The organism is Altererythrobacter sp. BO-6 (assembly GCF_011047315.1).
Taxonomy (GTDB): Bacteria; Pseudomonadota; Alphaproteobacteria; order Sphingomonadales; family Sphingomonadaceae; genus Erythrobacter.
In genome coordinates, this window is the sequence record NZ_CP049259.1 from 2,032,279 (window position 1) to 2,046,528 (window position 14,250).

The 14,250-nt window shown below is 63.3% G+C and carries 11 protein-coding genes and 1 pseudogene; 8 read left to right on the top strand and 4 right to left on the bottom strand.

Annotated elements, in window-relative coordinates; all coding sequences use genetic code 11:
* The first annotated feature begins 154 nt into the window (after positions 1 to 154).
* From prfA to G6N82_RS10035, 6 genes are all read left to right on the top strand, one after another.
* Positions 155 to 1,222: a peptide chain release factor 1 gene (gene prfA / locus G6N82_RS10010; RefSeq protein ID WP_165196090.1), complete on the top strand. Its 1,068-nt coding sequence runs from the start codon at positions 155 to 157 to the stop codon at positions 1,220 to 1,222.
* Positions 1,219 to 2,040, top strand: a complete 822-nt coding sequence (prmC, locus tag G6N82_RS10015; protein ID WP_165196092.1) for a peptide chain release factor N(5)-glutamine methyltransferase — start codon at positions 1,219 to 1,221, stop codon at positions 2,038 to 2,040. The genes prfA and prmC overlap by 4 nt, the downstream gene beginning before the upstream one ends.
* Before the next feature lie 232 nt (positions 2,041 to 2,272).
* Positions 2,273 to 2,941, top strand: a complete 669-nt coding sequence (locus tag G6N82_RS10020) for a DUF4167 domain-containing protein (protein ID WP_165196094.1) — start codon at positions 2,273 to 2,275, stop codon at positions 2,939 to 2,941.
* Between the two features lie 29 nt (positions 2,942 to 2,970).
* Complete coding sequence (lnt, locus tag G6N82_RS10025; protein WP_165196096.1) at positions 2,971 to 4,578, top strand: apolipoprotein N-acyltransferase; 1,608 nt, start codon at positions 2,971 to 2,973, stop codon at positions 4,576 to 4,578.
* Positions 4,579 to 4,620: 42 nt separating this feature from the next.
* Entirely contained in the window at positions 4,621 to 5,841 is a 1,221-nt protein-coding gene (gene metK, locus G6N82_RS10030; RefSeq protein WP_165196098.1) for a methionine adenosyltransferase, read from the top strand.
* Positions 5,842 to 5,955: 114 nt separating this feature from the next.
* Positions 5,956 to 7,038: a hypothetical protein gene (locus G6N82_RS10035; RefSeq protein ID WP_165196100.1), complete on the top strand. Its 1,083-nt coding sequence runs from the start codon at positions 5,956 to 5,958 to the stop codon at positions 7,036 to 7,038.
* Between the two features lie 12 nt (positions 7,039 to 7,050).
* Here the strand turns inward: G6N82_RS10035 and G6N82_RS10040 are convergent, their stop codons facing one another.
* The 3 genes from G6N82_RS10040 to G6N82_RS10050 are packed head-to-tail and all read right to left on the bottom strand — an operon-like array spanning position 7,051 to position 9,563.
* Positions 7,051 to 8,205, bottom strand: coding sequence for a CaiB/BaiF CoA-transferase family protein (locus tag G6N82_RS10040; protein WP_165196102.1), 1,155 nt, complete (start codon positions 8,203 to 8,205; stop codon positions 7,051 to 7,053).
* A gap of 9 nt (positions 8,206 to 8,214) precedes the next feature.
* Entirely contained in the window at positions 8,215 to 8,856 is a 642-nt protein-coding gene (locus G6N82_RS10045; protein ID WP_165196104.1) for a CoA transferase subunit B, read from the bottom strand.
* On the bottom strand, positions 8,856 to 9,563 hold the full coding sequence (locus G6N82_RS10050) for a CoA transferase subunit A (protein WP_165196106.1): 708 nt from the start codon (positions 9,561 to 9,563) through the stop codon (positions 8,856 to 8,858). Before G6N82_RS10050 ends, G6N82_RS10045 begins: the two co-directional genes overlap by 1 nt.
* Before the next feature lie 180 nt (positions 9,564 to 9,743).
* Between G6N82_RS10050 and G6N82_RS10055 the strand changes: the two genes are divergently transcribed.
* Both G6N82_RS10055 and G6N82_RS10060 read left to right on the top strand, forming a co-directional pair.
* Entirely contained in the window at positions 9,744 to 10,490 is a 747-nt protein-coding gene (locus G6N82_RS10055; protein ID WP_165196108.1) for a class I SAM-dependent methyltransferase, read from the top strand.
* 277 nt (positions 10,491 to 10,767) lie between these two features.
* Positions 10,768 to 13,114, top strand: a pseudogene (locus G6N82_RS10060) (CDC48 family AAA ATPase).
* Positions 13,115 to 13,127: 13 nt separating this feature from the next.
* Here the strand turns inward: G6N82_RS10060 and G6N82_RS10065 are convergent.
* Positions 13,128 to 14,222, bottom strand: a complete 1,095-nt coding sequence (locus G6N82_RS10065) for a mechanosensitive ion channel domain-containing protein (protein ID WP_165196110.1) — start codon at positions 14,220 to 14,222, stop codon at positions 13,128 to 13,130.
* Between the last annotated feature and the right edge of the window lie 28 nt (positions 14,223 to 14,250).

The following is a 14,250-nucleotide window of genomic DNA, read 5'->3' on the forward strand; positions in this document are numbered from 1 at the left end:
TGGCCTTGGCCGGAGGCCCGGTATCTTTTCACGCAAAGACGCAAAGACGCAAAGTGTGCATTGGAATCCAATCTTCTTCGCGGCTTAGCGCCTTAGCGTGATCAAAAATATTGGATTCCCGCCGACGCGGGAATGACGATAAGAGAAGTCCATCATGCAAATACCCGCCGAACGTCTTGACCAGATCGCCCATCGCTTATCCGAGCTCGAAGCGCGCATGGCCTCGGGCACGCTCGAGGGAGCGGCGTTCATCCAGGCCAGCCGCGACTATGCCGAGCTGGAACCGGTTGCGAAGGTCGCGGCGCAGGTGAAGGCCGCGCGCGAGGAAATCGCAGGGCTGGAGGAGATGCTCGCTGATCCGGAAATGAAGGCGATGGCCGAAGAAGAGCTCGGCGCGATCCGCGAGAAGCTGCCCGAACTCGAACATCAACTCGCCATTGCCATGCTGCCCAAGGACAGCGCCGATGCGAAGCCCGCCATGCTGGAAATCCGCGCCGGTACCGGTGGCGATGAGGCCGCGCTGTTCGCGGCCGACCTCTTCCGGATGTACGAACGCTATGCTGCGGAGCAGGGCTGGAAGGTCGAGCCGATCAGCATGAATGCCAGCGACATTGGCGGGTTCAAGGAAGTGGTCGCCAACGTCACCGGCACCGGGGTCTTCGCCAAGCTCAAGTTCGAAAGCGGCGTCCACCGCGTCCAGCGCGTGCCGGTGACAGAAAGCGGCGGGCGCATCCACACTTCCGCCGCGACCGTTGCGGTATTGCCCGAGCCCGACGAGGTCGATGTGCAAATCGAGGACAAGGACCTCAAGATCGACGTCTATCGCGCGAGCGGCGCGGGCGGGCAGCACGTCAACACTACTGATAGCGCTGTGCGCATCACCCATTTGCCGACTGGCACGGTGGTGACCTGCCAGGATGGGCGCAGCCAGCACAAGAACCGCGAAAAGGCGATGCAGGTGCTGCGCGCGCGGCTTTACGAGGCGCAGCGCGAGGCGACACAAGGCGCCGAGGCCGAGGCGCGCAAGGCGATGGTGGGCAGTGGCGACCGTTCCGAACGCATCCGCACCTACAATTTCCCGCAAGGCCGGGTGACCGATCACCGTATCGGCCTGACGCTGCACAAACTGGAAGAGATCCTTGCCGGGCCGGGCCTCGGCGAACTGGTCGATGCGCTGATCGCCGAGGACGAGGCGAAGCGCCTCGCGGCGATGGGTGAGTGAACGTCGCTGACGCCCTACGTGCCGCGACGCAAAGGCTATCGGAATCGAGCGACACCGCCCGGCTCGACGCCGAATTGCTGATGGCGCACGCGTTGGGCGTGCCGCGTTCGGACATGCTGCTCCGCCACATGGCCGATCCGGTGCCTGCCAATTTCGAGCAGCTGGTCGAGCGCCGCCTGATGCGTGAACCCATTGCCCACATCCTGGGTGAAGCCGAATTCTTCGGGCGCAGCTTCCTCGTCACGCCAGATGTGCTGATCCCGCGCGGCGATAGTGAAAGTGTGGTCGCGGCGGCGCTCGAAGTAGTGCCGGAAGAGGGCCGCTTGCTCGACCTTGGCACCGGTTCGGGTGCGCTCTTGCTGACACTTCTGGCGGAGCGGCCGAAGCTGGAGGGGGTCGGCATCGATGCTTCGCTTGGCGCTTTGGCGGGGGCTGCGGCCAACGCAGCCAGGCTGGGGCTCTCCGACCGAGCGCATATAGTGCATGCCGACTGGCGCGAAGTGGGTTGGGTAAACGGTCTGGGCCGCTTCGACCTTGTCATCGCCAACCCGCCCTATGTCGAGACCAGCGCTGAACTTGATCCCGATGTCCGCGATTTCGAGCCTGCTCGCGCGCTCTTTGCGGGCGAAGATGGGCTCGACGATTACCGCATTATCGTGCCGCAATTGCGCCAATTGTTGACAGAAACGGGTGTCGCAGTGCTCGAAATCGGTGCCACACAGGCCGTGCAAGTCACTCAACTTGCCGAAAAGGCGGGCTTTTCCGCAAGTGTCCGGCAAGACTTGGGCGGCCGCGATCGTGCGCTGATTCTGCGATAAAGGCTTGGCAAACGCGATTCGAGGCACTAACTCCGAATCGGCCCCTGGTTTGCCGTAGTTGCGAACCATTGCGCCAAGCTCCGCATTTTCAGGTTTTTGGGCAGCGCGAAATCGCCTGCCAGGGCATGCGGACAGGACTACTCCGTCCTGAAGAGCGGAGTGCAACAACAGGGGTGAGTTGACCCCCCGCCAAGTTTGGCAGTGTGGGGCATCCAGTGAGGATGGTTTTTCCTTGAACAACAACAATCGCAGCAATCGTCGCCGCGGACGCGGCAACCGCAACCAGGGTGGGGGCGGCCAGCAGCTCAACCGGATCGACAGCCGTGCGCGTGGCAACGCGCCGCAGCTGCTCGACAAGTACAAGAAGCTTGCACAGGACGCGCAGCACAATGGCGACCGCGTGCAGATGGAATATTATCTGCAGTTCGCGGACCACTATTTCCGCGTCATCGCTGACAACAAGGCCAGGCAGGACGAAGTGCGTGGCAAGCGCCAGGACGACCGCGGCCAGGGCGACGAGGACGAGGTAGAGGACGACTTCGATGATCGCCGCGGCAACCGCAAGCCGCGCGGCCGCCGGCCTGACCGCGACGATGGTCCTTCCGAAGGCGATCGCGCGAGCGAAGACGGCGACGATCAGGCTTCGGCAGCGGGTGATGATTCCGACGATGAAGAGCGTGAGCCGCGCCGTTCGCGCCGCAAACCGCGCGAGAATGGCAATGGCAATGGCAATGGCAATGGCCGCGGCCGTGGCGCTTCGGGCGAGATCGACGCTGCCGTTCTGCCGCCATCGCTTTCCGCTCGCGGCGAGAACGATGACGACGACGAAGAAAATCCGAAACCTCGCCGCCGCCGCCGGGTGCGCGACGACAGTGAAGATGGCGTAGAGGTGGTCAACTGATCCAGTGAGCTTAGGCAGCCATTGCTCCCATGCCGGTCCGGAACCTGACTGAAGCAGTGGCTCGCCTCTGGCAATGGATCGCCGCGCATGCGCGCTGGTCGGTGCTTGCGCTGGGCGCCGTCGGCGCGCTCGCCTATCCCCCGCTGGGACTATGGCCGATTGGCTTGCTGGCGCTGGCGCTGTTCCTGCAGCTGCTGCGCCGGGCGGAAAGCTGGAAACAGGCGGCATTGCTGGGCTGGCTGTTCGGCTGGGCGCATCTGACCATCGCCAACAACTGGATCGCCACCGCTTTCACCTATCAGGCGGAAATGCCGCCTGTGCTCGGCTGGTTCGCCGTCCCGCTGCTGTGCATTTACCTGGCGGTCTATCCCGCAGTTGCGGCGCTGGCGGCGCATCTCGCGGCGAGAAACAGCCGCACCCTCGCGTATGCGGGGATGTTCGCCGGAACATGGATCGTCAGCGAATGGCTGCGCAGCTGGGTCTTCACCGGCTATCCCTGGCCGCCGCTTGGCCTGATGCTGCTGGGCGATTTCGACAGCCCCGGGATTGCGCTGCTGCTGCCGTGGCTGGGCACCTATGCGCTGTCCGGGCTGGTCATCCTGATCGTGGGCCTCGCCATATGGCTGGTCGAGCGCAAGACGCGGATCGGGCAGGCGGTGCTGGCAATCGTGCTGGTCGGGTTAATGAACCTGCCGCTGGGCAGCTTGGACAAGGCTGAAGGCTATGTGCCCTTCGCCCTGATCCAGCCGCTGATCCCGCAGGAAGAGCGCGAGGATCCGAGCAAGTTCGAAGAGCAGTTCATCCGTACTGCGCAGCTCACCATGCCCGGCAATGAGGAAGCGCGGCTGGTACTGTGGCCTGAAGCGGCGATCCCCGATTACCTCGAAGATGGCTATCCGCGCCGCTATTACCTGGCGCGCACTGCTGCTGCCGACCCGGCCTTCGCGCGCCAGCGGATTGGCGCGGTGATCGGGGCGGAGTCCGTGCTGCTCGCGGGGCTGGTCCACCTCGACATGGGCCAGCGCAACGGGCGCCTTGCGGCGGTGAGCGCGCGCAATGCGGTGAGCGCGATCGATGGCGAGGGAACTATCTTTGCCAATTATGCCAAGGCGCATCTGGTGCCCTATGGCGAATATCTGCCGATGCGTCCGATCCTTGAGCCGCTAGGCCTGTCGCGTCTCGTGGCGGGCTCGATCGATTATGATCCGGGGCCTGGGCCACAGACAATCGACCTTGCGCGCTTCGGCAAGGCGGGAATCCAGATCTGCTATGAAATCGTCTTTTCGGGCCAGGTGGTCGATCGCGCCAACCGGCCAGACTACATCTTCAACCCATCGAACGACGGCTGGTTCGGCAGCTGGGGCCCGCCGCAGCATCTGGCGCAGGCGCGTTTGCGTGCCATCGAAGAGGGCCTGCCGGTACTGCGCTCCACCACTACCGGAATCAGTGCGGTGGTGGATGCCAATGGCGTGGTGCGCGCGCATATCGATCGCAACCTTGCCGACCGGATCGATGGCATGATTCCCCCGGCCCGTGCGCCAACGCTGTTCGCACGCCTGGGCAATTGGCTGCCGCTGGGCTGGGCATTGCTGCTGATCGCCGCATCTGTGGTTGCCATGCGCCGCCGCTGCGTCTAGGAGCCATTTTCACACATAAAGAACTCTTTATATCGAGGCATCATGCGCAGCGAATTCCTGTTCACGTCGGAAAGCGTTTCCGAAGGCCACCCTGACAAGGTTTCCGACCAGATTTCCGACGCCATCGTCGACCTGTTCCTGTCGAAAGACCCGGAAGCGCGCGTCGCCTGCGAAACGCTCACCACCACCCAGCTGGTCGTGCTGGCGGGGGAAATCCGCTGCAAGGGCGTGTATGAGAACGGCGAATGGGCCCCCGGCGCGCTGGAGGAAATCGAAGCGACCGTGCGCCGCACCGTCAGGGAAATCGGCTATGAACAGGACGGTTTCCATTGGGAAACGCTGACCTTCGAAAACCATCTGCACGGCCAGTCGGCGCATATCGCGCAGGGCGTCGACGCCAGCGGCAACAAGGACGAAGGCGCGGGCGATCAGGGCATCATGTTCGGCTATGCCAGCGACGAAACGCCCGATCTGATGCCCGCGACGCTCGATTACAGTCACAAGATCCTGGAGCGGATGGCGGCCGATCGCAAGAGCGGTGCGGCGCCTTTCCTGGAGCCTGACGCCAAGAGCCAGGTGACGCTGCGCTATCGTGACGAGCGCCCGGCGGAAGCGACCGCGATCGTCGTGTCAACCCAGCACGCGCCCGGCTACTTCTTCCACAATGGCGAAGGCGACGAAGCGAAATATTCCCAGCTGCGCGACTATGTGAAAGGCGTGATCGCCGATGTCATGCCGGCCGAGCTGCTGACGGAGAACACCGTCTATCACATCAATCCCACCGGCCGGTTCGAGATCGGCGGGCCAGATGGCGATGCGGGCCTGACCGGGCGCAAGATCATCGTCGATACCTATGGCGGCGCGGCCCCGCATGGCGGCGGCGCCTTCAGCGGCAAGGATCCGACCAAGGTTGACCGTTCAGCTGCCTACATCACCCGCTATCTTGCCAAGAATATCGTGTCGGCCGGCCTGGCGCGGCGCTGCACGATCCAATTGTCCTACGCGATCGGCGTGGCCGAACCACTGTCGATCTATGTCGACCTGCACGGCACAGGCAAGGGCGTGACCGAGGCGCAGCTGGAGCAAATCCTGCCGCAGCTGGTGCGGCTGACCCCGCGCGGCATCCGCACGCATCTGGGCCTCAACAAGCCGATCTATCGCAAGAGCGCCGCCTATGGCCATTTTGGCCGCACCCCCGAAGGCGAGCTGTTCCCGTGGGAGCGGACCGACCTGGTCGACCAGCTGAAAGCGGCGGTGGGCTGAGCCAGCTTAGCGCTGGCCTGTTGCTGGCGTGCTGCGGATCGGTCTTTTGCACTAGTTCGTTGCGAACCTCCCCGCGCTCTGCGAACACATGCGCAGGCCACGGGAGGTAACGATATGAGATCACTGCGAAACCTTGCCATCGCATGCGCTGCGATGATCGGCGTAATGCAACCGCTTCATGCCAGGGAAGCGATCGAACATGTTCCGGGCAAGGCATGGAAACATCCGCATGCCGCGCTGAGCATACCCGCGACATTGGCGGAATTGCCGCGTGTTTCCGGCATTTCCTATACCGACGACTATCTCGATATCGGCTTTACGTTCTTGAAGGGCTCGGACGAGATCACCCTCTACGTTTACCGCAATACCAATGGTGCGGTGCCGATCTGGTTTGCCCAGGCCCAGGACATGATCGAAGCGCGCGACCAATATGCCCGGCCGCAATTGGCGGGCCCGGTCGAAGCGATCAAACCGGCGGGTTCTCGCACGGCCTCGGGGCTGAAGGCGATCTATCAGCCCGGAGCAGATTCATCTTACGCCAGCACTGGCCTTGTCTTGTTCGCGACGGGCGAATGGTACGTCAAACTGCGGGCATCGTCAGATACCCTGTCGGTCGAACAGCTGTCGGCCCTGCTCGATAGGGCGGTCTCCGAACTGGCGGTGCCAAAGGGCGCAGCCGCCGGACCCTCCGCGATGCCGATTGAAGACTGCAAGACCCAGCTGGCCTATAGCGACAGCACACAGAACGCCCCGAAAGATCCTGCGGCAAACCTGTTGGGCGGCCTCATGGCCAAGATGACCAGCGAGAAGGCTTCGGCGGCAGGAAAGGGCGCTGGCGAGGATGCCCCGGCGCTTCAATGGTGTCGCGACAGCCGGGTCAGGCCGGGACTGGCGGCATATCGGCATCCCGATAATGATGACTACTATCTGCTGGCGGTTGGTGACAACGGCAATGCCCTGTCTGTCGGGCCTGACGCTGCGGCGGCAGTGCTGGCCGCCGAAAACAAGCGCGACATGGGCGAACGCTATTCGGTTACACTGATTCAGGCCGCAAAGAATTCGACCTTGCCGGCACAGGATGGCTTCCCGTCACCGCGGCGCGCCTTTGAAATCCTCAATCGGGAAAGCTTCACCACATCGGTCTCGACCTGGGGCGATTCCGGCACGCTCCAGATTGGCAAGGACTTGCTGGAATAGCTTGCCCAGCTGTCAGTCGTCGTCCTCGCCCAGCATCGGCGAAGGGCGGTCGAGCGCCAGTTCTGCATCGGAGAAGGTGAAGGGGCTGCGCACGCCGGGCAGCCCGTCGAGATCGACCCGCATACCGCGTGCAACCACCTGCGGGTCGGCAAAGACCTGATCGATCGCATGGATCGGCCCGGCGGGGATGCCATGTTCATGGCATTGCTGGAGCAGCTCAGCTCGCGGGTGCTTGGCGGTCTCGGCGGCGATCATGGCGTCAAGTTCGGCGCGGTTGGCGATCCGCGCTTCATTGGTGGCAAAGCGCGGTTCTTCCAGCAAATCGTCGCGACCGAGAACCTTGAGCAGCTTGCGGAACAATCCGTCGTTGGCGGGGGCGAGGATCAGCGGATCGTCAGCGGTTGGGAATACGCCATAGGCGCTCACCTGCGCATGCTCATTGCCCATGCGCGGCGGATTTTCCCCGGTGGTCAAGTAATGCATGGCCTGGCTGGCGAGCAGCCCGACAGAGCAGTCGAGCAGGCTCATATCGACATGCTGGCCCCTGCCGGTGCGGGTGCGCATCGCCAACGCGGCCTGGATGCCGATGACCGAATAGAGCCCGCAGGTCAGGTCCGAGATCGAGATGCCCATCTTCATCGGCTGGCCATTGGGCTCGCCGGTCAGCGCCATGAAACCGCTCATCCCCTGGATCACGAAATCGTAGCCCGCTTCGTGCGCGCGGGGGCCGGTCTGGCCGAAGCCGGTGATCGAGCAATAGACGAGCCGCGGATTTGCCGCGGCGAGCGCGGGGTAGTCCAGCCCGAACTTCGCAAGGCTGCCGGTCTTGAAGTTCTCGACCACCACATCGGCGCCGGCGATCAGGGCCTTGACCCGGGCAAGATCATCCGCGTTGCCGAAATCCGCAACGATCGAACGCTTGCCGCGATTGGTGGCGTGGTAATAGGCCGCCTCGCGGCGCGGCTCGCCATCAGGCCCTGTGCGCTCGACCCAGGGCGGCCCCCATTTGCGGGTGCCGTCGCCGTCGGGGCCTTCTACCTTGATCACGTCCGCGCCAAGGTCGGCCAGGATCTGCCCGGCCCATGGCCCGGCAAGCACGCGCGCCAGCTCGACCACCTTGAGCCCGGCGAGCGGAGAAGCCGAATTGCGGGGTTCGTCGAGCCACATGGCCGTGCCTTAAAGCGCCACCTCGTAATGCGCCGTCGTCTTCGCGGCGATTTCGTCTGCCGTCACGCCGGGCGCCAGTTCGATCAGGCGGAACGGGCTGGAATGGTCGGGGCGGTGGAACACGCCGAGGTCAGTCACGATCATGTCGACCACGTTCTTGCCGGTCAGCGGCAGGGTGCAGGCGGGGATGAACTTCGGGCTGCCATCCTTGGCGTTATGGTCCATTACGACGATGATCTTCTTGACCCCGGCAACGAGGTCCATTGCGCCGCCCATGCCCTTGATCATCTTGCCGGGGATCATCCAGTTGGCGATGTCTCCATTCTCAGCCACTTCCATCGCGCCCAGCACGGTCAGGTCGATATGCCCGCCGCGGATCATCGCAAAGCTTTGCGCACTGTCAAAATAGGCGCTGTGCGGCAGCTCGCTGATGGTTTGTTTGCCGGCATTGATCAGGTCGGGATCGACCTCGTCGTCATAAGGGAAGGGGCCAATTCCCAGCATGCCGTTTTCGCTTTGCAGCGTTACCTGCATGCCGGCCGGGATATGGTTGGCGACCAGCGTGGGGATGCCGATGCCAAGGTTGACGTAATAGCCGTCTTGCAGTTCCTGCGCTGCGCGCGCGGCCATCTGGTTGCGATCCCAGGGCATTAGGCGATCTCCCTTTCACGGACCGTTCTGAACTCGATCTTCTTGTCGTAGGGTGCACCCACGATCATCCGGTTCACATAGACGCCGGGCAGGTGAATGCAGTCGGGATCGAGCGAACCGGCAGGCACCACTTTCTCCACTTCGACCACGCAAACCTTGCCGCAAGTGGCAGCCGGCACGTTGAAATTACGCGCCGTCTTGCGGAACACGACATTGCCGGTTTCGTCCGCCTTCCACGCCTTCACGATCGACAGATCGGCGAAGATGCCGTGTTCGAGGATATAATCCTCGCCGTTGAACTGCTTCACTTCCTTGCCTTCGGCGACCTGAGTGCCGACCCCGGTCTTGGTGTAAAAGCCGGGAATACCCGCGCCGCCCGCACGCATGCGTTCGGCCAGCGTGCCTTGCGGGCAGAATTCGACCTCCAGCTCGCCCGACAGGAATTGCCGTTCGAATTCCTTGTTCTCGCCGACATAGGACGAGATCATCTTTTTGACCTGCCGCGTGCGCAGCAGCATGCCGATGCCTTCGTTGTCGATCCCGGCATTGTTGCTGGCGAAAGTCAGGCCCTTCACCCCGCTGTCGCGGATCGCCACCAGCAGCCGCTCAGGGATGCCGCACAGGCCAAAGCCGCCGCTGGCAATCAGCATGTCGTCGCGCAGCAGGCCGTCAAGCGCGGCGGCGGCATCGGGATAAAGCTTCTGCATGATTTCCTCTTGTTACAATCCGGGGGAGAGGCTCCTGCGGCGCATAGCCAATCCCCTGACGGTGTCATCCGCTGTGTTTCGCCGGTCGAAAGGGAACGGGAGTTGGTCGGTTGCCGCTTGCCTTGTGGCGGGATCTAGCAGCTTCGTGATTGCCTTGGATGCAGCGAATGAGGGGACATCATGATGCGCAAACTTTTTTCTGTGACGGCACTGGCGCTGGCGATCTTGCCAACGGCGCCGGCATGGGCTGACGAGGTGGACGATGCGATTGCCTCGGCCAGCCGCACAGAGGCGGACCGGGCGCTTGATGCGGGGCGGATGCCCGCAGAGGTTCTGCGGTTCAGCGCGGTAGAGCCAGGCGACACGATCGTCGATTTCATGGCAGGCGGCGGATATTATTCCGCGCTCCTGGCCGACCTGACCGGCAAGAAGGGCATGGTCTATGCTATCAACCCGGTGCGCTTCCATCCTGCGAATGAATGGGAGGGGCGCCTCGCCGCGCACAGCAACATCCGGCCGATGGCGGTCGATCCGCGCGCGATGGTGCTCGCTCCGGGCAGCGTCGACATGATCTTTGCGCACCTGACTTTCCACGACCTTTATTGGGAATCCGAACAATATGCCTTTCCCCGGCTCGATGTGGACGCGATGCTGGCGAACTGGTTTGCAGCGGTGAAACCGGGCGGTGAGGTCATTATCGTCGACCATGTCGGCCCCACGGGTGATCCGCGCGAAGTGACCGACAAATTGCACCGGATTGCCCCGCAAACGGTCATCGCAGCGATGGGTAGTGCAGGATTCGAACTGGCGGGACAGTCCGATGTGCTGCGGCGCAGCGATGACGACCTGTCGAAGAACGTCTTCGACGAAGCGGTTCGAGGGAAGACCGACCGCTTCGTGATGAAATTTATCAAACGTGACAGCTAGATGACGGGACTTAGTTGCATCGCATGCAACTAAGCATGTTTATTTCGCACTTGCACAAAATGCCGCTCTGCAACATACAGAGCCTGCCTTTATAGGCATCCTCTCCCAAAGACTTTCAGGCCCGGCCATTTGGTCGGGCCTTTTCTTTTGCCTGTCAGGCAATCCTGCACGGCCGCCCATGCGCCCATTTGCGACCCACATAAATTTGCAGATCGCGTTCAGGCTTCCTAGCTTACATTCATCCTCTTGAATTCCGCTTCCCACGGAGAGCTTGCCCATGGCCGATGCTGACGCGCCCACCAGGAAATCCAAGACTGACGCCAAGACCGTGCGCCTGCAAGTGGCGGCCGCGCGTCAGGAGGAATCGGGTCAGGGCATCGCCCGGATGCCGCGTTCGGCATTCCAGGAACTTGGCATCACCGAAGGTGATGTGGTCGAAATCACCGGCAAGCGCAGCACCCCTGCGATCGCCATGGCCGCCTATAGCGAGGACGAAGCGCTCGACGTGGTCCGGCTGGACGGGCTGCAGCGCGGCAATGCCGAAGTCGGCTCGGGCGAACACGTGACCATTGCCGTGGCGCAGTCGCGCCCGGCAACGCGCGTGGTATTCGCCCCTGCACAGCGCGAGATGCGGCTGCAGGGACCGGGGCAAGCGCTGAAGCGTAACTTCTTCCGCCGCCCGCTAATGGCGGGTGACATCGTCGCCACCACCGGCCAGCAGCCGGTGCAGAATATGCCGCCCGACGTACGGCAATTGTTGCGCGCGCCGGCCTATGCGCTGACCCAGATCCGTCTTTCCGTGGTCTCGACCGCGCCCAAGGGCATCGTCCATATTGATGAGAATACCGAGGTGGAGCTGCGCGCCGAATTCGAGGAGCCGCGCGATGCGCGCGCGGTGGTCAATTATGACGATGTCGGCGGCATGTCCGACACCATCAAGCAATTGCGCGAGATGGTAGAATTGCCGCTGCGCTATCCCGAGCTCTTCACCCGTCTTGGTGTTGATCCGCCCAAGGGCGTGCTGCTGCATGGCCCGCCGGGCACCGGCAAGACGCGGCTGGCGCAGGCCGTGGCGAACGAAAGCGACGCGACCTTCTTCACCATTAACGGGCCTGAGATCATGGGTTCGGGCTATGGCGAAAGCGAGGGGCGCCTGCGCGAAGTGTTCGAGGCGGCTGCGCGCGCCGCGCCGTCGATCATCTTCATCGACGAGATCGATCTCGATTGCGCCCAAGCGCACGCAGGTGCCGGGCGAAGCGGAAAAGCGGCTGGTGGCGCAACTGCTGACCTTGATGGACGGGCTGGAAGCGCGCGCCAACCTGGTGGTGATTGCCGCCACCAATCGGCCGGATGCGATCGACGAAGCGCTGCGGCGGCCGGGCCGGTTCGACCGCGAGATCGTGATCGGCGTGCCTGACGAAAGCGGGCGGCGCGAAATCCTCAGCATTCACACCCGCGGCATGCCGCTGGGCGAGAAGGTCGATCTGCAAGAGCTGGCCCGCACCACGCATGGCTTTGTCGGCGCGGATATCGCCGCGCTGGCGCGCGAAGCCGCGATCGAGGCGGTGCGGCGGATCATGCCCAAGCTCGACCTAGATGAGCGCACCATCCCGCCCGAAGTGCTGGAGGAATTGTGTGTCGAACGGGATGATTTCCTTGCCGCACTCAAGCGCGTCCAGCCCTCTGCCATGCGCGAGGTTATGGTGCAGATCCCGCGCGTAAGCTGGAGCGATATCGGAGGGGTGAGCGAGGCGGTCGACAAGCTCAAGGAAGGGATCGAACTGCCGCTGAAGAACCGCGCGGCGTTCGACCGGCTGGGCATCCGCCCGGCCAAGGGCTTCCTGCTCTACGGCCCGCCGGGCACCGGCAAGACGCTACTGGCCAAGGCCGTCGCGAAAGAGGCCGAGGCCAATTTCATCTCGATGAAGAGCAGCGACTTACTCAGCAAATGGTATGGCGAAAGCGAGCAACAGATCGCCCGCATGTTCCAGCGGGCGCGGTCAGTCGCGCCATGCGTGATCTTCATCGACGAGATCGACAGCCTGGTGCCCGCGCGTGGCAGCGGGCAGGGCGAGCCGCAGGTCACCGGCCGCGTGGTCAACACCATCCTGGCGGAAATGGACGGGCTGGAAGAGCTGCAATCGGTGGTGGTGATCGGGGCGACCAACCGCCCGGCGCTGGTCGATCCGGCGCTGCTGCGGCCGGGCCGGTTCGACGAGCTGGTTTATGTCGGCACGCCGGACAAGGCCGGGCGCGAGCATATCTTGCAGATCCACACCAAGGATATGCCGCTGGCGCAGGACGTCGATCTTGCTGCGATCGCCGGCAAGACCGAGCGGTTCACCGGGGCCGACCTCGAGGACGTGGTCCGCCGCGCCGGCCTCAATGCGCTGCGCCGGGTGGGCGGCGAAGTGAGCGAGGTTGCCGCGCAGGACTTCACGGCTGCGCTGGAGGATTCGCGTGCGACCGTGACCGAAGCGATGGAAGCGGAATACAAGAAAATGCGCGGCGAGCTGAAGAAGCGCGCGGCCGAAGTTCGCCCGATCGGCTTCATTCACGAAGGCATGGTTGAGCCCATTCGTGACCGCAAGCACGGCGGGCCGGAGGAAAGCGGGATCGAGTAAGCGCGTAAAGGGCTCAGGCGCCTGGTGCGGCAGGCTCTTCGGCCTTGGCGTGGCCGCCGGGCAGTTCCAGCCGGTGCCGGATCAGCGCGTCAGGCTGGTTCTCCCGCAGCCATTTGAGCATGTGTTCGCGCAGGTCGCAGCGCAGCTCAAACAGCTCCCCGATGGTCTTCGCACTGACCGAAAGTCGCAGTTCCACGCTTTCGGGATAGGCTGCGGTCATGAGCAGCGCCATGTTGCGCCCGTCGAACAATGTGTGCGTCGTAACAAAGCGTTCGAACTCCGTGCGGATCGGGTCGATATCGGCAACCGGATCGAGGTGCAGCATAACCGCACCGGTCAGCGCCTCATTCTTGCGCGACCAGTTCTCGAAACTCTGGTCGAGGAAACGGCTGGTCGGCACGATCAGGACCCGCTCGTCCCAGGTGCGCACGGTGACGAAGCTCATCTTGATTTCCTCGACCCGCCCGGTCTCGCCGTCGACCTTGACCAGGTCGCCGATCCGCAGCGGCTCGGTCACCGCCATCTGCAGGCCTGCGATAAGCGATTTCAGTGCGGGCTGTGCTGCGGCACCCACGGCCAGCGCGGCAAGGCCGGCCGATGCGAGCATGGTGGTGCCGATGTCGCGGACGCCGGGAATGCCCATCAGCATCAGGCCGACGGTAATGAGGATTATCGCGAAGGTCGCCGTGCGTGACAGGATGGCGATGCGTGTTCGCCGGCTGCGCATCGCCACCGGATCGTCGGATATTTCGAGCCGGTATTCCAGCGCTGCCGTGAAGGCCTTGACCAGCGTGTAGACGATCCAGCCGAGCAGGGCCGGGCGCACGAAACGGGCGATCGGTTCCCACACACCCTGAAGATGCGGGTCCGTTTGCGCGACAATGGTGACACCGATGGCGATGAATGACCATTTGACCGGGCGGCGGACGCGCTCCACCACCATCTCGTCGACATGGGTTTCTGAAAGCGCGGTCAGCCGCCGGACAATCGCAAATACGGCCCGATAGAGCGCATAAGCAATCGAAACGGCGATAGCGACCAGGAGCGCTGCCTCACCGATCGCGATCCAGTCGATTTGCCAATTGGATGGATGGTATCTGTCCAGCATTACGCGGGACCTATGGACCGATTGCCGT